Source organism: Bacillus cereus group sp. Bc010 (genome assembly GCF_027716745.1).
Taxonomy (GTDB): Bacteria; Bacillota; Bacilli; order Bacillales; family Bacillaceae_G; genus Bacillus_A; species Bacillus_A pacificus.
Map to the genome: position 1 here is coordinate 1 of NZ_JAQFUY010000021.1, position 20,423 is coordinate 20,423.

Genomic DNA, 20,423 nt, shown 5'->3' on the forward strand with positions numbered 1-20,423 from the left:
CCGATAGAATATCGGGAAAAGGCCGTGGCATAATACTCTTTTTATGACTGTCTACTTGACAGGGAGATGACCATACAATCTCTCTTTTTTCACTTTAAAATATCTCTTTCTATCTCTCATTCCGTCTGCTATAATTCCTAAAGGAAAGAAGAAAGCTTTATTCCAGACGGAGTAAAGCTTTCTTTCAATTTTTTACATTAATTAATTCTAATACTATGATTTCACAAAGGAGGATTTTATTATATGAGTTTTATTAGCATTCGAAAAAAACTAATGTTCATGATGGGAACGATTTGCGCTTTATTTGGAGTCGCCTTAGCTTTTATTTTATTTTTTGCTATTGATCAATCTCGTCAAGCTGAAGCATTACAAAAAGAGATTTCCCCCCTTGCAACACAATTAAAAGAGCGCGGGGATGCTTACCAAGTACAGCTCTCTGCTTTAAGAGGGTATTTATTACAGCACGATCAAGTTGAATTAGACAAATTTAATGAAATGAGTAAACTTCTTGAAGATAAGAAGGATGAGCTTCTTTCAAATCCTAATCTTTCTCAATCTGTGAAAAGCACAATGGAATCAGGATCGGCTTGGAGAAAATTTATTGAAGAAAAAGTTTTCCCTCTTGCAAAAGAACAAAAGTGGGAAGAAGCTTTACAAGTAGCTTATGCAGAAAATGGTACTGTTTATAAAGTAATTGGTGACTTCACAAATTATAGTAATGAACAAGCTAAGCTACGTGATCAATCTATCGCAAAAATTGATCAATCTTCACTACAAATTGAATATGTTGTCTTCTTATCACTTGTTATTTGTATTATCGTAGCTATCACACTTGCATGGTGGTTCTCTGGTAAACTTGTTAAACCAATTCAACAAATTGATAGCAAGCTAAAAGAATTATCATCTCAAGAAGGTGACTTAACAGCCCGCCTACAAGTAAATAGTAATGATGAAATTGGTACGATTGCAACATCATTTAATAAAATGTTAGAAAATCTACAACATATTATTAATCGTGTTCAAAAAACATCTGTGGAAGTACAAAACGCTTCTGAAAATATGCTAGAAAAAACGAATATATCACGTGAGGCAACAATAAAAGTTCAAAGCTCGATGTCTAGCTTAAATGCAAGTATTCAATCGCAATCTGCTAGCATGGAAGAAAGCTCAACTGCAATGGACGATATGACAGTAAGTGTTCAGCGCATTGCTGAATCTGCTTCATCTGTAACTGAACTTGCTGTAGCTACATCCGAACAAGCTAACGATGGAAATACTGTTATTCAAAAATCTGTTTCACAAATGACAACGATACACGACGCGGTAAATGCTACGTCAGAAGTGGTCGAACGTCTAATCACTCATACAAAATATATTGATACAGCTGTACAATCTATTTCTAATATCGCAGAACAAACAAACTTACTTGCTTTAAACGCCTCTATTGAAGCAGCTCGTGCTGGCGAACAAGGAAAAGGTTTCGCTGTCGTAGCTGACGAAGTTCGAAAACTTGCTGAACAATCTAAAACAGCGGCAACAGATATTAACCAGCTACTACATCAAATTCAACAAGACACTGAAACTGCTAACTCTATGATGTCACAAGGCCGTTCGGAAGCATCTGAAGGCATTCATGTTATTCGTGAAGCTGGCAATTCTTTCACAACAATTGTAGAACAAGTAAACAAAGTATCTACTCAAATGCAAGACATCTCAGCAACTGCTGAAGAAATGGCTGCAAGTGCTGAAGAAATGAACGCTTCACTGAATAACATCGCTTCTATTTCTACTGAAGTATCTAGTGAAACAGCAGCAACAGCACAATCTGCTGAGAAAAAAGTCGTTACGATGAATGAAATGACACAAACAGCTAAACAAATGAAACAAACAGTTGAAGAATTAGATCAACTCGTATCTCATTTTAAAACTGAATAGCCATTCCAAAAATATTCCTCTTCCAAGAGGAATATTTTTTTGAGCTCATTTCCTGCACTTTATACATATATCCGTTATAATGAGAATCGATATCATTAATATGTAGGGGGGTGCTACACATGTCACAACAAGCATTTGAAGAAAAGTTATATGCAAACTTAGAAGCTGTTATTGATCCTGAACTCGGTGTTGATATTATTAATCTTGGATTAGTTTATGACGTTACAGCAGATGAAAATAATAATGCTGTCATTACGATGACGATGACTTCTATCGGTTGTCCAATGGCTGGGCAAATTGTATCAGACGTTAAAAAAGTATTATCAACGAACGTACCTGAAGTCAATGAAATAGAAGTAAATGTCGTATGGAATCCGCCCTGGTCTAAAGAACGTATGTCACGTATGGCGAAAATCGCATTAGGTATTCGCGACTAAATACAGAAAGACCTGACATCCTAGTCAGGTCTTTTTCTCTTATTATTTTACGCCTACTGCATCATAAGCTTTCGTTACAGCTTGTACAGCTTTAGAGTTTTTACCATATAAATCTTCAGCTGACTGAAGTGCTGCTTGACGCATCATCTTAAAGTCAGAGTTTGCAGTTAAATATTTCGTAAGAGCACGGTAATAAATTTTTTCTGTCGCTTCACGGCCTACTCCTGTTACTTTCACGCCGTAATGCTCCCCGCCTTCAGATACTAAGTATGCAGCTTTATTGTTAATGCTACTGTTAATATGAACGCCGCCATTATCAGCTGTTCCAGTGTAGCGTTTATTGTAATGATCTGGGTAACCTTCACCTGGTTTTAATGGGTTTGGAATAGACGCTGGATCTTTCAATGAACGAAGTGCATCACCAGGTTTACCAGGTGTATAAATGTCAGCACCTAAATCCCAGCTCTTCTTCTCAACCATAACACCCATAATATCAGATAACGATTCATTTAACGCACCCGGCTCATTTTTATAAACAAGATTTGCTGTATGCTCAGTGACAGCATGCGTTAATTCGTGACCGATAACATCTAGTCCAGCAGATAATGGAATGAATGTTTTACCATCGCCATCACCATACATCATTTGCACACCGTTCCAAGCTGCGTTATTCCAGCTTTCTCCAACGTGAACAGTAGAAATTAGCTTCGCACCTTTATCATCGAAAGAGTTACGATTAAATGTCTTTTTGTAGTAATCATATACTTTCCCTGCATTTACATGCGCATCAACTGCCGCTTTATCTTCGAAGAACTTAGATTTACTCTTAACTTCTTCTCCCGTATACCCAAGAATTTGTGAGAATAGATTAAACCAGTTTTCGTCCATATTCTCTGCATCAAATGTATGGATACCTTGTCCTCGTTTACCATCAAATAAGTTGAATTCTCCTGTTTTCGTATCTTGAGCAATTTCAAATGATTGTTTACCGCCCAATACTCCGTAACCAAATCCTGTAATGTTATCTACAGCGTTATATTTCTCAATCACATTTCCATTTGTCGCATCAACAAAGTAATGCCAATACCCTGGAGCTGGCTTTGAAATCGATGCTTTCACTAAGTATGCAAGATAGTAATTCTCATCTTTTTCATACACATATAAATCTTTTTTCACACCGTCATAATTTTTTACTTTACCAACTTCTTTTTCAATATCTGCCTTTGCAATTGTTTCTGCTTGCTCTGCACTAATCTTTGCAAATGCAGGAATATTTTTATCCTCTAAATTCGGAATAACTTGTCCGAAGAATGCTTTTACATTATTTTCTTTATCTAGTGTAACTGTTTGATCTGAACCGTACACAGGAATGTTATTATGTTTCTCAACTAGCTTCACGTGTGTTGTACCGGATTCAGCATCTTTTTCTTCCCCAACGACATTAAAGTGTTTATCCATATTTCCTGCTAATTTGAACATATCTTTCTTACTCTCTAAATATTGAAAGACCGTTTCTTTTTTATCTAGTCCTTCCGGCGCTTTCCATTCTTCACCTATGTATGCAGGCGTTTTAAATTCTTGATGGTATTGAATTTTCTGTTCTTCCGCTTTCGTTGTCGTTGCTCCAAATGTTCCAAATCCCCCGGCGATAACAGTTAACGCTAATGCTGATGAAATGACTTGCTTTTTCACTATAACATTCCCCATTCCCATAAAGATTTTTGACACTTTTATACAATTCTTGTTTTTCAAGTTGATACCTTTCCCTAAAATTTGAGAAAGTTTTTTCTGACAATTCCACTCAAAAAAAGAGGACATCTATCGGATGTCCTCTTTTCAAACCTTTTATTGTTTTTTCAATTCAATTGCTAAATAGTGAGATTGCTCTTTCGCTACAATATGAATATCTTCTTCTATCGCTTCTGCCGCATCACGCATAACAAGTGTCTCACCATTGATTACACTATTACCTTCAATTTGTACAAGATACAATTGACGGCCTTCTTTCACTGGAAAATGAATTTCTTTTCCAGCATGTAACGATAAAGCATATAAATTCGCATCTTGATGAATTTGAATTGGTGCCCCGCCTTCTACTTGAGATACCATATGAAACCATTCATTTTCACGCTTGCTCCAATCAAATTTAAACTCACCATAGTTTGGTTTATGGTCCGCGCGATCTGGTAAAATCCAAATTTGTAGTAAACGTAATGTTTCATTTCCTAAATTATGCTCACTATGAAATACACCCGTACCCGCACTCATATATTGAACATGTCCACGCTCAATTGTTCCGCGGTTCCCCATGCTATCTTCATGTGTTAAAGCACCGTCTACAACGTACGAAATGATTTCCATATCGCGGTGGGGATGCATATCAAAACCAGTTTGCGGTGCTACTAAGTCATCATTAATTACACGTAATGCACCGAAGTTCATGTTATTAGGATTATAATAATTTGCAAATGAAAAATGAAAATGTGTATTTAACCAACCGTGATTTGCTCTTCCCATATTTTTATGATCAACTTTTCTAAACATATCCTTCACCTCATATTATCTCGAATTCGAGATTTATTTTAAAATTTTTCTCACTGTAACTTTTTTAGTAATTGTAGTAATTGATGTTGTTCTTCTACATTTAAATTTTGAAACTGCTCCGCTTGGAATGTTTCTTGAGGCGGGATGATTTCTTCATATAAAGCTCTTCCCTTTTCTGTTAACGAAATATATTTTGTAGTACCTTCTTGTTCACGACGAATCCATTCGAGCTGCTCCATTTTATTTAAAAGCTGCGTAATATTTCCCTTCGTAACAAATAGCTTATTTCCAAGCTCTTGCTGCGTTAAACGGCCATGCCCTCCAACTTGAGCTAGTACATCAAACTGAGCGGCAGATACTTTCCATTCTTTCAAATGCTGATTCGTCTCACGAATACTTTTGTTATAAAAACGTGATAAACGAAACCATAGTAGTAAACCTAGTCTATCTTCTGTTTTCATTTCATCACCTCGCTCATTTCATACCATTAGTTTAGAACTAAACTTCATAAAAGTCAATTACTTATTTTTAGTAAGAAGCAAAGAAAGCACAGTGCTATTTCTCCACTATGCTTTACATTAACTTTCTATTTTTATATTCATCTAACTTCCTCTCCGCGAACTTGCTCGCATCTTTCTCAATCCATCTATCTTCGTACAATTCACTTCCAACATACAATACTTCGCTCTTATGCTGCATCGCATGACGAAATTCATGTAGCAATGTTTTAAGGACTTGCTCATACTCCTCCCACATACAAACAAAAATTAATTGTTTTTCTTTATGATAAAAACCACCTACCGGGAATAAAAATTCCTCTTCTTCTTCTCCTAGTGATAAAAGGACATGATTCGCATCACACGTATCACAAAAAATAACCGGCGTTTTACATACTTCAATCAGTGAAAATAAATCGTCTCTAAGCCTTTTGACATCCCAAGGAAGCTCCGAATCCAACACATACCAATTCTCCACCTGTTGATATACATTTTGAAACTGGAGTTCCATTTCTCTTTATTCCCCTTTCCAAGCACCCTTTTTCTATATGTATGCCACAATATGGTAAATATTAAACATATTCTTTCATCCTTGAAAAAATACCAATAAAAAAGGAACCTATGCCGACATAGATTCCTTTTCCATAATCACTTTTTTCATACATATCTTTTACTTTTATTTTTTTAACTTAGTTAGTCTTCGTATCCCACTTAAAGACTTTATTTAAAAATTTATATACATTCTTTGACTCTTTTGTCAGAAGTGGACCTAAGATAGATAGTATAAGCACGTATAGTGCTGAGAATGGCTTCAAGACTGACATTAAACCACCAGCGATACCGATATTGGCCATAATGATGGAGAATTCTCCTCTTGAAACGATTGTTAATCCAATATTTGTTGACGCTTTATGAGATAATCCAGCTTGTCGTCCTGCAATCATCCCTGCTATAAAGTTCCCGATGATTGTAAGAAGAACTGCACCTAACGTTAACCATATCGCTCCGCCCAATGAGAACGGATCAATGCTTAATCCGAAACTGAAGAAGAAAATAGCTCCGAAAAAGTCTCTAAATGGAACAACGAGATGTTCAATTCTGTCACTATGCTCTGTCTCAGAGAAAACTAATCCTAAAAGAAGTGCTCCAATTGCTTCGGCAACATGAATTGTTTCCGAGAATCCTGCAATAAAGAATAATGAAGCAAATACTACAATAATGAAAATTTCATCCGAACTAATATTAAGCAATTTATTTAATAACGGCGTCGCTTTTCTAGCTACAATAAAGAATAGAAGCATATATCCTAAAGCAATTCCAATTGAAGTAAGGGCACCTAAGAATGAAGCGTGATCCCCTAGAACTAATCCAGAAACGACTGATAAATATACAGCAAGGAATATATCTTCGAACATGATAATTCCTAAAATTAATTCGGTCTCATTATTACCAGTTCTTCTTAAATCCACTAACACCTTTGCAACGATAGCGCTAGAAGAAATCGTAATAATACCCGCAATAATTAAGATTTCTAGTAAAGGGAATCCCATGATAAATCCGTACAATAACCCAAGTGAAAAGTTAATTAAAATATAGATCGTTCCGCCAATCGCAATAGAACGTCCAGATTTAATTAATTTTTTCATCGAAAACTCTAGTCCTAGATAGAACAGAAGGAACAGAACTCCAATCCGTCCAAGGAAGGAAATGACACTTGCACTTTCAATAAACTTGAAATCGATCACACCAATTGTCGGCGCATGTGGCCCCACTAACATCCCAAGAACAATTAAAAACGGAATAACTGAGAATTTAAACTTACCAGCAATTACTGCTGCAATTGCAACTAATACTAACGCTGTACCAACTTCAAAAATTAACGTATCCATCTAGTCAGTCCCCCTATTCGAAAGTAACTCATTAATAATTTTTTTAATTTCTTCTCTCTCGCCTGAAACTACAAGCATATCGCCTTCCTCAATTACTGTTTCTGGTCCTGGATTAAATAGCTTTTTCATATTCTTTTTCATAACTGCAATAATCGTTACGCTATATGTTTTTCTTATTTCCAGATCGCCGATTGTTTTTCCGATTGCTGGCGCAGCATTCTCCACTTTAAACCACTCAATCGCCAAACCTTCAAAAACCATTTCAACATTTTCTAATGCTCTCGGCTTATATACCATTCCACCTAGTATGGCTGCAATTTGTCTTGCCTCTGAGTCACGTAATGAAATACTTGAGATACTTTCTTCATGGTCTGAATCAAAATGATACATTTCTCTACGCCCGTCATCATGAATAACAATCACCATCTTCTCGTTACCTTTCGTAACGATTTGAAACTTATAACCAATACCCGGAAGTTCACTTTCTCTAATATTCATATTTAGCTCCTCCACAACAATTTTTATTTGAATTTTCTGTTTTTCTGTCTTTTATTCATCCAATCAACTTTAGAAACTCTAACCATTCAGGATACCTGTGATTTGGAAATCTTTTATTGTAATAATAAGTGGCTCCTAAAAAGATACTTAAAGATGTAATGATAAAAAATATATTACTTCTCATTTTCAAACTCTTAAGGCTTACTTTCAATAAAGTTTCTTCTTTCAAATTATCCCCTCTTTCTCGCTCTACATTTAGTTTTTTAAAATGGAAACAATTCTAAAAATATTAAGATGTAACATAATCATAACATAAAATAACTTTAAGTAACATAATTTTTTAGAAAAATTGATTCTCATATATTTTTTGCATATAATTTTCTTATTACGGAAAAAAGGAAGTGTATTATATGGTTGATATCTTTAGCAGATTCCTTGAGGTAACGAATAATATTTTATGGTCATATATTCTTATTGCAATGCTAATCGGCTTCGGTCTTTATTTTTCTTTTAAATTAAAATTTGTCCAAATTACCCATTTCGGTGAGATGGTCGGTTTAATTAGTAAAGGATTTAATCGAAAAGAAAAAAAGAAAGATAGCATCTCTCCGTTCCAAGCATTTTGCTTAAGTGCAGCAGCACGTATCGGTATCGGAAATTTAGCTGGTGTAGCATTAGCTATTTCAATGGGTGGACCTGGCGCAGTGTTTTGGATGTGGTTTATCGCCATCCTTGGAGCAGCTACTAGTTTCGTAGAATGTACGCTCGCGCAAATTTATAAAGTAAAAGATGGAAGCAGATTCCGTGGTGGACCCGCATATTACATGGAAAAAGGATTAAACAAACGCTGGATGGGTGTTTGGTTCTCACTTCTTATTACAGTTGCATACGGATTAATTTTCAATTCTGTACAAGCAAATACAGTAACAATTGCATTTGAAAATGCTTTTGGACTAGAGCGAACGATCGTAGGAGCTCTATTAGCTTTATTAGTTGCAGTTATTATTTTCGGTGGCATTAAGAGCATTTCACGTATTACGGAAATGATTGTTCCTCCAATGGCAATCATTTATATTGGTGTGGCTATTTTTGTCGTGATTAACAACTTTACTATGTTACCAAGCATTTTTATGGAAATATTTAATGGTGCATTCGGTTTAGACCAAGCCATCGCTGGTGGTATTGGAGCAGCAATTAAGTACGGAATTCAGCGCGGTCTATTCGCAACAGAAGCAGGTATGGGTAGCTCCCCTAACGCAGCTGCAACATCAGATGTATCTCACCCTGTAAAACAAGGACTTGTTCAAGCATTAGGTGTTTTCGTAGACACATTCTTAGTATGTACATCAACAGCATTTATCGTATTATGTTCTGGACTTTACAAAGGTTCAAATTTAAAAGGTATCGAATTAACACAAAATGCATTAAGTTCACAAATTGGACCGTGGGCAAGCACTTTCTTAGCGATTATTATTTTCCTATTCGCTTTCAGTTCTTTACTAGGAAACTACTATTATGGTGAAACAAATATCGCATTCATTAAAGAAAGTAAAACATGGTTAATGATTTATCGCGTGGCAGTTGTCGGAATGGTATTCTTCGGATCAATCGCTGCCCTTCAAACAGTTTGGAGCTTAGCTGATTTATTCATGGGACTAATGGTATTCACAAACTTAATTGCCATCTCATTCCTAAGCAAATTCGCCTACGCAGCATTAGTAGACTATATTAAGCAAAAGAAACAAGGAAAAGATCCTGTTTTCGTTGCAAGTTCTATCCCTGGCTTACAAAATACAGAGTGTTGGGATGGACAGGATATAGAAGAAAAACAGAAGGCTGTGTAACAGCTAAAAGTGAAAGCAGCTCGTTTAGAACAACAGCTATATATCAAACAAAATCCCTATTACTCCAAGGTAATAGGGATTTTTATTTACAACAGTTCATAATTTGTTCAAATTAATTCCAGCAAAAGGGTTGATTTATACGAATCACTAAATTATAATAATTATAAATTAGTAATTGATATCACATAACAACTCAAAAGGAGATTGATCATAATGAACAAACAAGTAATCGAAGTATTAAACAAACAAGTAGCAGACTGGAGCGTTTTATTCACAAAATTACACAACTTCCATTGGTACGTAAAAGGACCTCAATTCTTCACATTACATGAGAAATTCGAAGAACTTTACACAGAATCAGCTACTCACATCGATGAAATTGCAGAACGTATTTTAGCAATTGGCGGCAAACCAGTAGCAACAATGAAAGAATACTTAGAAATATCTTCTATTCAAGAAGCAGCATATGGAGAAACTGCAGAAGGGATGGTCGAAGCAATCATGAAAGACTACGAAATGATGCTAGTCGAACTGAAAAAAGGCATGGAAATCGCTCAAGACTCTGATGACGAAATGACATCTGACCTACTACTAGGCATCTACACAGAACTAGAAAAACACGCTTGGATGCTACGTGCGTTCTTGAATCAGTAATACTTAAAAGCGGAAGCGGCTTGCTCAGAATCGCAGGCTATTTGGAGCTCTCGACCTTGAAGCGCTTTTTGCTTCGAGCGAGAGAGCGAAATGACCGGAGATTCTAGCCGCTGGAGCTGGATATTACTTAAAAGCGGAAGCGGCTCGTTCAGAGTCGCTTTTTTCTATGGAATGGTCGCGTGTATCAGTACATGAAATTTATATCAACAATTTTCCCTATATATCGACGATTTTTCAAATATATCAACGATTTTTTCATTATATCGACGATTCGACATAGGATATCGACTTACCGACAAATCACGACAAGATCTGCGTCCCTCTCCCCTACTTTCATCAATATATTACAATCTCTTTTATGTTAAAATATAGTAACATAGATTCAAAAAAAGCTTTTCCATATTCATCATTTACTACTTAAATGGCGGGAGTGGTTCAGTTGAAAGACTACTTAATTAGAGCATTTTTTGCGTTAATAACAGTTGGGATTGTCTTACTTATAGCTAATATTTTCAACATACGTATCGAAGTGAAAGACTATGCTTTCCTCGTTGTAGTAGCAATTGGTGGCGGCTGGGGTGGCTGGTACTTGTATAAAAAACAAAATAATGAAAATGATAAAGGCATTCCAAAGTAATACGGAATGCCTTCTTTTTATTTCCGCCTATAATAAATAATGAAATTCAAACCGCTAATACAAACTATCCCAATAAACATATCAAACGACAACGAATCTCCACCTAAATTATACTCATCAACAATAAACCCAGACATAAACAACGTGATCGCTGAAACACCGATACACAATATCGAAATAAACCAAAGCGAAAATTCATTAATTAGCTCTTTCTTCTGTGTTGAAACAATTAGCATAACAAGAATAGATGCTGCTAAAATACTTTTAAAAACCGGCCTTAAATACACAAACTCCTCCATCTATTTCTCCTTTTCCCAAAACATTATATCTCAACATTAACATATTTAACTAAATTAAAAACACATGCCTTTTGAAGATAAAGTGACATGTGTTTCCAATAATCTCTATAAAATTGTATTATGATAACTGCTTCCACTTCGTTCCTAAAACAGGACGCTCGTAATTTTGTATTTCATGAATTAATTTATCAGCTGTCTCAGCTGAAACGATTAACTCTTTATTTGACGGATTCATAAATCCTTCTTCCGCTGCGCGTTCAACCATTTGCAAAATTGGTCCATAAAAATCTTTTATGTTCAATAAACCAACTGGCTTATTATGTATACCAATTTGTGACCAACATACTACTTCAAATAGCTCTTCAAACGTTCCGTATCCCCCCGGCAGTGCGATGAAAGCATCCGAAAGCTCTGCCATTTTCGCTTTACGTTCATGCATCGTTTCTACTTCAATTAATTCTGTTAACCCTGTATGAACGATTTCTCCTCGGAATAGACCGCGCGGCATAACACCTGTTACACGCCCGCCTAAACGAAGTACTTCATTTGCTACTTCTCCCATTAATCCAACGCAAGAACCACCGTATACAAGCTCATAATCGTTCTCAACAAACATTTTCCCTAACGCTATTGCCTGCTCTTTAAATTCTGGTCTCTCCCCTAAGTTGGAACCTGCAAACACACAAATCTTTCTCATCCTTACACCCCGAAACTATATATTGTTATGATACAATGAACATTGTACAACATATCGAGGGGATGAGAAAGAAATGGATATCGTTGCATTTCAAAGATGGGTTGAGGAATTTTACGAAAAACGAAGCTGGTCACAGTATAATGCCTTTATTCGCTTAAATTTCTTAACAGAGGAAGTTGGGGAAGTTTCACGCGTTGTTCGCGCAATCGAAATCGGTCGCGATCGTCCTGATGAAGACGCTAAGACAGAAGAAGAACTAAAACAAGAACTAAAAGAAGAACTTGGTGATGTACTATCTAATCTTATTATTCTTTCACAAAAATATGATTTAGATTTGCAAGACATTATGGACGCACACGTCACAAAGCTTTCGAAAAGGTTTGAAACATCCAAATGAGAATATTATCAATTATGATATAATATTCTTGTCACAATACTAAGGGGGATTTTATGTTATCTAAAAAATTGCACGATGCACTAAACGATCAAATGAACTTTGAGTTTTACTCTGCCCACGCTTATATGGCAATGGCTGCTTACTGTACAGCCGAAAGCTATGATGGATTCGCTAACTTTTTCCTTGTACAAGCTGAAGAAGAACGTTTCCACGCAATGAAGCTTTACAACTACATTAATGACCGCGGTGAGCGCGCTATTATTACTGGATTTGATAATCCAAATAACGAATATGACTCTGTACTGAACGCTTTTGAAGTAGCACTTGAGCACGAGCGTGAAGTAACAAAACGTATTTACAATCTATCTGATATCGCTTGGGATGAGCGTGAACACGCAACAATTACATTCTTAAAATGGTTCGTCGATGAGCAAGTAGAAGAAGAAGCTTCATTCGATAGCATCATCCAAAAATTAAAACGTATTACAAGCGATTCAAACGCATTATTTATGTTAGATGCTGAATTAGAGAAACGTACATTTACGCCTCCAGCTGAGTAGTATTTCAATCACCTTAATGAATGGATTAAGGTGATTTTTTTATTTCTTCTCTCAGCTGAATAACCCTCGCCACATCTTTCTTATAAAACCTAGAAACCTTTTCAACAAAGTCACTATGAGTAAAAGTCCCATCGCCTTCTTCTACTATGCTCAAATATCCATGTATCAATTTCAAAAACGCTCTAGCATCTTCTCCAGTTAATTGATCAATGTTATCTATAATCTCGTCAAACTCCCTTAAAATATCCTGTTCTTCCAACCTAATTCCCCCTCTCTGTATTATTTATCATACCAAAACAAAAAAAAGTCGTTTATCCTCTAAGTGAAAGATAAACGACTTTTTTACTATTTATTAAAGCATAACCCCAACGATAACCGCTGATAATATACTTACTAATGTTGCACCGTATACAAGTTTTAATCCGAATGATGATACAACGTTTGCTTGTTTACCATCGATACTCTTCGTTGCACCTGCGATAATTCCGATTGATGAGAAGTTCGCAAATGATACAAGGAAGATGGATAAAATACCTACTGTACGAGCTGATAAATCACCAGCTACTTTACCAAGGTCAAGCATTGCAACGAATTCATTCGTTACTAATTTCGTTGCCATAATTTGTCCTGCTGTTAGCATCTCTGATGTTGGGATACCCATTACGAATGCTAATGGTGAGAAAATGTATCCTAAAATGCTTTGGAATGTGATTCCGAAAATTGAATCGAACACACCATTAATTGCTGTAATTAATGCTACGAAACCGATTAACATCGCCGCTACTGTTACAGCGATAGAGAAACCAAGCATAATATATTCGCCTAACATTTCAAAGAATGTTTGCTTTTTATCTTCTTGTAATTCTAAAATATCGTCTTCTTCTTTCACGTCATATGGATTAATAATATGAACGATAATGAATCCACTAAATAAGTTTAATACAAGTGCCGTTACTACATATTTTGGATCAATCATTTTCATATAAGAACCGACAATTGACATCGATACTGTTGACATGGAAGATGCACAAAGTGTGTATAAACGATTTTTCGGTAATTTGCTTAATTGATCTTTTACTGTAATGAATACTTCCCCTTGACCAACAATCGCAGCTGCTACTGCATTATATGATTCTAGTTTTCCTAAACCGTTCACTTTACTTAATAGGAAACCGACTGCACGAATGATAATCGGTAAAATTTTAATATGTTGTAAGATCCCAATTAATACCGCTAAGAAAATAATTGGTAATAATACTGTTAAGAAGAATGGTGCTTGTCCATCATTTGCTAGACCACCAAATACGAAATTAACCCCTGCTTCCGCAAATTTTAAAATAGCGCCAAACCCATCTGCAATCCCTTTTACTAATACAAATCCGACCTTTGTATTTAGTAAGAAATATGCAAGTACCAATTGAATGACAAGCATAAGTGCAATTGGTTTATATTTAATTTTCTTACGATCTGAACTGATAAGGAAACCTAGTACAAATACGACAAGTAAACCGACTAGAAACATTACTATTTTCATATGTGAATCCTCCACTTCTCCCACGAGTTATCGGTCGTATAACGAATGACGTCTGACCATTGATGTTAAAAAAATTTAAAACCCCTAAATACTATTCAACTATTATCTAAAATCAGTAAGCGTTTACATAAATTGCAATTTATAAAAGGTAGCTTCTTCTCTCCTACCATACTTGAAAGTCTGAAATTGATACCACCTACAAATCAAATTGTAAGCGTTATCTAACTGAAAAGCAATATAAATTTAAAAAGATTTTTATATGTTAATATATTCCTAATTAATTGGTTTTTCTATGCAAATTTACCATAAAAAATAGCCCTAGCTATGAGCTAGGACCATCTTTTTTATAACATAACACCAACGATAATCGCTGATAGAATACTTACTAATGTTGCACCGTACACAAGGCGTAGACCGAATGATGATACTACATTTGATTGATTTTCATCGATACCTTTCGTTGCACCTGCGATAATTCCGATTGATGAGAAGTTCGCAAATGATACAAGGAATACAGAAAGGATACCAACTGTACGAGCTGATAAATCACCAGCTACTTTTCCAAGATCAAGCATCGCAACAAATTCGTTTGATACTAATTTCGTTGCCATAATTTGTCCCGCTGTTACCATCTCGGCTTGCGGGATACCCATTACGAATGCTAATGGCGAGAAAATGTATCCTAAAATAGCTTGGAATGTAATACCGAACATGGAATCAAACAAGCTATTGATTGCTGTAATTAATGCTACGAAACCAAGTAACATCGCTGCTACTGTAATCGCGATTGTGAAACCAAGCATAATATATTCACTTAACATTTCAAAGAATGACTGTTTTTTCTTATTTTCTAATTTCAGTGTATCTTCTTCTTCTGTAATATCGTACGGGTTAATAATATGAATAATAATGAAACCACTAAATAAATTTAATACAAGTGCTGTTACTACATATTTTGGTTCGATCATTTTCATGTAAGAACCGACGATTGACATCGATACTGTTGACATAGAAGATGCACATAATGTATATAAACGGTGTTTTGGGATTTTACTTAATTGATCTTTTACTGTAATAAATACTTCCGCTTGCCCAACAATAGCAGCTGCTACTGCGTTATATGATTCTAATTTTCCTAGACCATTTACTTTACTTAACAATGTACCAATAGCACGAATAAATATCGGTAAAATTTTAAAGTGTTGCAGAATCCCGATTAAAACGGCAAAGAATACGATTGGTAATAACGCTGTTAAGAAGAATGAAACCTCTCCTTTATTAACAAGACCACCAAATACGAAAACGATTCCAGCTTCCGCATATCCAAGAAGTGCGCCAAACCCATCTGAAATTCCTTTTACTAAAATATAACCAATTTGCGTATTTAATAAGAAATAAGATAATGCTAGCTGAATAATAAGCATAATTGCGATTGGTTTATACTTAATCTTCTTTCGATCGGAGCTTATAAGAAAACCGAGTACAAATACAACGAGTAATCCTACAAGAAACATAACAAACTTCATTAATAAAATCCTCCATTTAACTCTTCATTAACGTTGAACGTCTGACCACTAAAAACAAGAAATAATCCGAACTTTCCATTTCTCCTCCAAAATCTTCAATCGGATAAGAAAAATCATAAAACCTCTTGTTTCAAAGGCATTTTCCATTCTAACATAAATCACAACTCATATCCGCACTTTTCTTTAAAAAATTACATTTTATTAAGAAACATCCATTAATGTTCGTCTTTTACTTCTTGCAAAGATTTAGATAAAATAAAAAAATGGGCATCAAGTTTCACTTGATACCCATTTCCTTATACCGCTTTTTCTTTATCTGCTACTTGCTCTTCCCAGCACTCTGTATTTTTCAGGCCTGGAATTGAATTCGCATAGAAGACTGGATCTTTTCCTTGTTTCTTTTGCTTTACGTAATCTGATAACGCTGCAAAAGCATACTTAGAAAGGAATACGATTGCAACTAAGTTAATAACAGCCATAATACCCATGAATAGATCAGCTACATCCCAAACGATTTGAATTGTTGCTACAGACCCTAACATAACCATACCAAGTACAGCAATGCGGTACGCTGTTAATAACACTTTACTTCCATTTAAGAATTCAATATTCGTTTCACCGTAGTAGTAGTTACCTACTAATGAACTAAATGCAAACAAGAAGATTGCAACTGCTACAAATATAGATGCCCACGGTCCGATATGTTGACTTAATGCTTGTTGCGTTAATTGAATACCATTTAAATCAGCTGCATTATGCACATCTGATAAAAGAATGATAAATGCTGTACAACTACAAATTAATAATGTATCTGTAAATACCCCTAAAGTTTGAATGAAACCTTGTTTAACTGGGTGCGTTACGTTTGCAGTCGCTGCTGCGTTCGGCGCACTACCCATACCTGCTTCATTTGAGAATAATCCGCGTTTTACCCCTAATAAAATCGCAGCACCTAATCCTCCACCTACTACTTCTTTAATTCCGAAAGCATGTAAGAAAATTTCTTTAAATACATACGGAATTGCCGTAATGTTTGTTACAACAACGAATAATGCTACTGCTACATAAATAATCGCCATTACTGGAACAATCATTTCAACCGCGCGTGCAATTCGCTTTACTCCGCCAAAAATAATAACTGCAAGTAAACCAGCCATTACAAGACCTACTAATCTACTATCTGTTTTGAATGCCCCATCAAAAGCAGCTGCTACAGTATTAGATTGTACAGCGTTAAAAATTAATCCAAAACTCACTGTTATTAATACAGAGAAAATAGCTCCAAGCCAGCGCTTATTTAACCCCTTTTCCATATAATACGCTGGACCACCACGGAACGTATTCCCATCTTTCACTTTATAAATTTGCGCTAATGTGCTCTCTACAAATGCAGAAGCACCCCCAATTACCGCGATTAACCACATCCAAAATACTGCTCCTGGACCACCTGCTGAAATTGCAATAGCTACTCCGGCTAAGTTACCAGTACCTACACGAGAAGCTGTACTCATACAAAAAGCCTGGAATGATGATACACCACTCTTCTCTTTTTGTGCTTTCCTCGTTTTCGAACTCGCCCCATCCCCAAGCAATCGAATCATTTCACCGAAGTAACGAACTTGGACAAATTTCACACGGAATGAAAAGTAAAGTCCTAACCCAATTAACATCGCAATAATGATATATGACCAAAGGACATTATTTATATCCCCAATTCCCTTAGCTAAAAAATCCATAATTGCATTGCCCCCTCTTCCTAACAATAAGAAAATTATATTCTAAAAACTCTTAGTAATCAAGAACTTTATGTTAGGTTTTCTAACATCTATACGTCAACATAATTAACATACATGATTTTTTTACGTAAAACTATAACCAATACGCGCATTTATCCAATACTAAATCACTCATCCTATGCGACCATTCATACCTTTAAGACAGTACGTTCCCTACAAATAACATGAAAAATGAACAACCAAAAATTATATTAATCATTACCTCTTACTCTTTTCATCATTTACTACAATAAAAAACGAGCACCGAATTCATCTCGATGCTCGCCTTTTCATTATACTGCTTTTTCTTTATCCGTTACCGCTGACTTATCCCAACACTCTGTGTTCGTTAAACCGGGAATAGAATCTGCACGGAAGACTGGATCTTTTCCTTGTTTCTTTTGCCTTACATAGTCTGCCAATGCAGCATATGCAAATCGTCCAAGAAGTGTAATCGCAATTAAGTTCGTGATTACCATTAGTCCCATAAATAAGTCCGCCATATTCCATACAACTTGAAGCGTCGCAACAGAACCGAATAATACCATTCCCACTACCGCAATACGGTAAATTGTTAACCAAGTTTTACTTTGTTTAATAAATTCAATATTTGTTTCACCATAATAGTAGTTTCCTAGAAGTGAACTGAAAGCAAATAAGAAAATAATAATCGCTAAGAAGCTACTTGCCCATGGGCCAATTTGTGAACTTAATGCATTTTGCGTGAGTTCAATACCTTCTAAATTCGTTGCTTTATATGCACCAGAACATAGTACGATAAATGCTGTTGATGTACACACTAAAAATGTATCTACTAATACTCCAATTGTTTGAATAAAACCTTGTTTTGCTGGATGCGTTACATCAGCTGTTGCTGCCGCATTCGGAGCACTACCCATTCCTGCTTCGTTCGCAAATAATCCGCGCTGAATACCGTATTTCATCGCAGCACCGATACCGCCACCTACAGCTGAATCTAAACCGAATGCACCTTTAAAGATTTCCGTAAACACATCTGGTATTAAATAGAAGTTTTTAATGACAACAAAAATAGCTACCGCAATATAAATAAGCGCCATCGGCGGAACAATCATTTCCGACATACGTGCAATACTTTTTACACCACCAAAAATAATAACTGCAACTAATGCAGCTAATGCAATACCAACAATATAACGCTCTAAACCAAATGCATTTTCAAATGCTAATGTTACTGTATTCGCTTGTACTGAGTTAAAAATTAAACCGTAACTAACTGTAATAAGGATCGAGAACCAAATTCCCATCCAACGTTTATTTAAACCTTTTTCCATATAATAAGCAGGACCACCACGGAAGCCACTGCCATCTTTTACTTTATAAATTTGGGCAAGCGTACTTTCTACAAAACTTGAAGACGCTCCGATAATCGCAATGACCCACATCCAAAATACTGCACCAGGTCCTCCCATAGAAATAGCTAACGCTACACCAGCTAAGTTCCCAATTCCAATACGAGCTGCTGAACTCATACAAAATGCTTGGAAAGATGATACACTCCCCTTTTTACGCGTCTTTCCAGTTAATCCATCACTCATTAGTCGAACCATTTCCCCTAAATGAGTAAGTTGTACAAATTTTAATTTAATAGAAAAATAAAGACCTAAACCAATTAACATTGCAATAAGAATATATGACCAAAGAATTGTATTTGTTGATGAAATAAATTGCTCTAAAATATTCATACAATTAACCCCCTCCTTTTCTCCATAAAACGAATTATATTTAAAAAACATTCAAAAATCAATATTTTTCGACAATTTGCAATTTCCAAATATTAGACAGGGTCGCAGTAACAATATCGTTATGACTACCCTCCCTCTAACTGTGCATACTAAAACAAAAAATAATTCACAAACAAACCTATTGACAAAAATAACACCCTGTAACTATAATGATTACATCAGGTTGTAACAAACCTAATTACAACAAATTCATTTACTTTCAGATATACACTTTAACAAAACACTTTGGAGGGATTTATTATGAAAATCGGAATTATCGGAGCAACTGGTAAAGCAGGAAATCGCATTTTAAAAGAAGCATTAGATCGCGGACATGAAGTAACTGCAATCGTAAGAAACGCTGCAAAAATTACAGAAGAAAATGTAAAAGTTTTAGAGAAAGATGTATTCTCTCTTACATCTAACGACCTACAAGCATTCGATGTAGTTGTAAATGCATTCGGTGCTCCAGCAGGCGAAGAACACCTTCACGTAGATGCAGGAAATGTACTAATTGAAGCTATGAAAGGTGCACCTAACACAAAATTACTTGTAGTTGGCGGCGCTGGAAGCTTATTTGTAGACGAAGAGAAAACAACACGTGTATTTGATACACCAGGTTTCCCGAAAGAATACCTTGCAACTGCTCAAAACCAAGGTAAAAACTTAGAAATTTTACAACAAACAAATGACATCACTTGGACATTCATCAGCCCTTCTGCACTATTTGCATTAGGAAAACGCACAGGCTCTTATACAGCTGGTAAAGACAACCTTCTTGTTAACGCAAAAGGTGATAGCTACGTAAGTTACGAAGACTTCGCAGTCGCAGCACTTGATGAAATCGAAAATCCAAAACACGTAAACGAACGCTTCACAGTTGTTTCTGAGGCTGAATAATAAAGAAAAGCTCGTAAAACATAATGTTTTACGAGCT

Annotated in this window: 21 protein-coding genes; 8 read left to right on the top strand and 13 right to left on the bottom strand. The window is 35.7% G+C overall.

The window, feature by feature from the left end; translation table 11 throughout:
• Window positions 1-243: 243 nt before the first annotated feature.
• Complete coding sequence (locus PDQ68_RS19865) at window positions 244-1,935, top strand: methyl-accepting chemotaxis protein (RefSeq protein WP_061183353.1); 1,692 nt, start codon at window positions 244-246, stop codon at window positions 1,933-1,935.
• Window positions 1,936-2,054: 119 nt separating this feature from the next.
• On the top strand, window positions 2,055-2,372 hold the full coding sequence (locus tag PDQ68_RS19870) for a metal-sulfur cluster assembly factor (protein WP_000082521.1): 318 nt from the start codon (window positions 2,055-2,057) through the stop codon (window positions 2,370-2,372).
• Window positions 2,373-2,414: 42 nt separating this feature from the next.
• Here PDQ68_RS19870 and nprB read toward each other — a convergent pair whose 3' ends face one another.
• The 6 genes from nprB to PDQ68_RS19900 all read right to left on the bottom strand — a co-directional run bounded on the left by nprB (window position 2,415) and on the right by PDQ68_RS19900 (window position 7,800).
• Window positions 2,415-4,064: a neutral protease NprB gene (gene nprB / locus PDQ68_RS19875; RefSeq protein ID WP_061183379.1), complete on the bottom strand. Its 1,650-nt coding sequence runs from the start codon at window positions 4,062-4,064 to the stop codon at window positions 2,415-2,417.
• 153 nt (window positions 4,065-4,217) lie between these two features.
• Window positions 4,218-4,916, bottom strand: a complete 699-nt coding sequence (locus PDQ68_RS19880; RefSeq protein ID WP_061183355.1) for a pirin family protein — start codon at window positions 4,914-4,916, stop codon at window positions 4,218-4,220.
• 50 nt (window positions 4,917-4,966) lie between these two features.
• Window positions 4,967-5,377, bottom strand: a complete 411-nt coding sequence (locus PDQ68_RS19885; protein WP_000845455.1) for a MarR family winged helix-turn-helix transcriptional regulator — start codon at window positions 5,375-5,377, stop codon at window positions 4,967-4,969.
• A gap of 112 nt (window positions 5,378-5,489) precedes the next feature.
• Window positions 5,490-5,924, bottom strand: a complete 435-nt coding sequence (locus PDQ68_RS19890) for a DUF3920 family protein (RefSeq protein WP_061183356.1) — start codon at window positions 5,922-5,924, stop codon at window positions 5,490-5,492.
• Window positions 5,925-6,102: 178 nt separating this feature from the next.
• Complete coding sequence (locus PDQ68_RS19895; protein ID WP_000380216.1) at window positions 6,103-7,302, bottom strand: cation:proton antiporter; 1,200 nt, start codon at window positions 7,300-7,302, stop codon at window positions 6,103-6,105.
• Window positions 7,303-7,800, bottom strand: coding sequence for a cation:proton antiporter regulatory subunit (locus tag PDQ68_RS19900; RefSeq protein WP_001026069.1), 498 nt, complete (start codon window positions 7,798-7,800; stop codon window positions 7,303-7,305).
• Between the two features lie 410 nt (window positions 7,801-8,210).
• Here PDQ68_RS19900 and PDQ68_RS19905 point away from each other — a divergent pair, with 410 nt between their 5' ends.
• From PDQ68_RS19905 to PDQ68_RS19915, 3 genes are all read left to right on the top strand, one after another.
• Window positions 8,211-9,644 (top strand): alanine/glycine:cation symporter family protein, encoded by a 1,434-nt coding sequence (locus PDQ68_RS19905; protein WP_000227573.1) that lies wholly within the window; start codon window positions 8,211-8,213, stop codon window positions 9,642-9,644.
• Between the two features lie 213 nt (window positions 9,645-9,857).
• Window positions 9,858-10,298, top strand: coding sequence for a Dps family protein (locus PDQ68_RS19910; RefSeq protein WP_001041889.1), 441 nt, complete (start codon window positions 9,858-9,860; stop codon window positions 10,296-10,298).
• A gap of 439 nt (window positions 10,299-10,737) precedes the next feature.
• Window positions 10,738-10,935: a hypothetical protein gene (locus PDQ68_RS19915; protein WP_061183357.1), complete on the top strand. Its 198-nt coding sequence runs from the start codon at window positions 10,738-10,740 to the stop codon at window positions 10,933-10,935.
• A 17-nt stretch (window positions 10,936-10,952) separates the two neighbouring features.
• On the opposite strand, the gene PDQ68_RS19920 is transcribed toward PDQ68_RS19915, so the two are convergent.
• Entirely contained in the window at window positions 10,953-11,234 is a 282-nt protein-coding gene (locus PDQ68_RS19920) for a hypothetical protein (RefSeq protein ID WP_061183358.1), read from the bottom strand.
• Window positions 11,235-11,352: 118 nt separating this feature from the next.
• Entirely contained in the window at window positions 11,353-11,931 is a 579-nt protein-coding gene (locus PDQ68_RS19925; protein ID WP_001225729.1) for an LOG family protein, read from the bottom strand.
• 73 nt (window positions 11,932-12,004) lie between these two features.
• Between PDQ68_RS19925 and PDQ68_RS19930 the strand changes: the two genes are divergently transcribed.
• Window positions 12,005-12,328 (top strand): MazG nucleotide pyrophosphohydrolase domain-containing protein, encoded by a 324-nt coding sequence (locus tag PDQ68_RS19930; RefSeq protein WP_000355748.1) that lies wholly within the window; start codon window positions 12,005-12,007, stop codon window positions 12,326-12,328.
• Window positions 12,329-12,381: 53 nt separating this feature from the next.
• On the top strand, window positions 12,382-12,888 hold the full coding sequence (locus PDQ68_RS19935; RefSeq protein ID WP_000949389.1) for a ferritin: 507 nt from the start codon (window positions 12,382-12,384) through the stop codon (window positions 12,886-12,888).
• A 25-nt stretch (window positions 12,889-12,913) separates the two neighbouring features.
• On the opposite strand, the gene PDQ68_RS19940 is transcribed toward PDQ68_RS19935, so the two are convergent.
• From PDQ68_RS19940 to PDQ68_RS19960, 5 genes are all read right to left on the bottom strand, one after another.
• On the bottom strand, window positions 12,914-13,147 hold the full coding sequence (locus tag PDQ68_RS19940) for a hypothetical protein (RefSeq protein ID WP_061183359.1): 234 nt from the start codon (window positions 13,145-13,147) through the stop codon (window positions 12,914-12,916).
• 93 nt (window positions 13,148-13,240) lie between these two features.
• The gene (locus PDQ68_RS19945; RefSeq protein WP_000706846.1) at window positions 13,241-14,422 is read right to left on the bottom strand and encodes a NupC/NupG family nucleoside CNT transporter; all 1,182 of its coding nucleotides are present in this window, start codon (window positions 14,420-14,422) and stop codon (window positions 13,241-13,243) included.
• Between the two features lie 344 nt (window positions 14,423-14,766).
• Entirely contained in the window at window positions 14,767-15,948 is a 1,182-nt protein-coding gene (locus PDQ68_RS19950) for a NupC/NupG family nucleoside CNT transporter (protein WP_016718867.1), read from the bottom strand.
• Window positions 15,949-16,244: 296 nt separating this feature from the next.
• On the bottom strand, window positions 16,245-17,684 hold the full coding sequence (locus PDQ68_RS19955) for an alanine/glycine:cation symporter family protein (protein WP_061183360.1): 1,440 nt from the start codon (window positions 17,682-17,684) through the stop codon (window positions 16,245-16,247).
• 332 nt (window positions 17,685-18,016) lie between these two features.
• The gene (locus PDQ68_RS19960; protein WP_061183361.1) at window positions 18,017-19,447 is read right to left on the bottom strand and encodes an alanine/glycine:cation symporter family protein; all 1,431 of its coding nucleotides are present in this window, start codon (window positions 19,445-19,447) and stop codon (window positions 18,017-18,019) included.
• A gap of 300 nt (window positions 19,448-19,747) precedes the next feature.
• On the opposite strand from PDQ68_RS19960, the gene PDQ68_RS19965 reads away from it, so the two are divergent.
• The gene (locus PDQ68_RS19965) at window positions 19,748-20,386 is read left to right on the top strand and encodes an NAD(P)-dependent oxidoreductase (protein WP_270786920.1); all 639 of its coding nucleotides are present in this window, start codon (window positions 19,748-19,750) and stop codon (window positions 20,384-20,386) included.
• The last annotated feature ends 37 nt before the right edge of the window (window positions 20,387-20,423 follow it).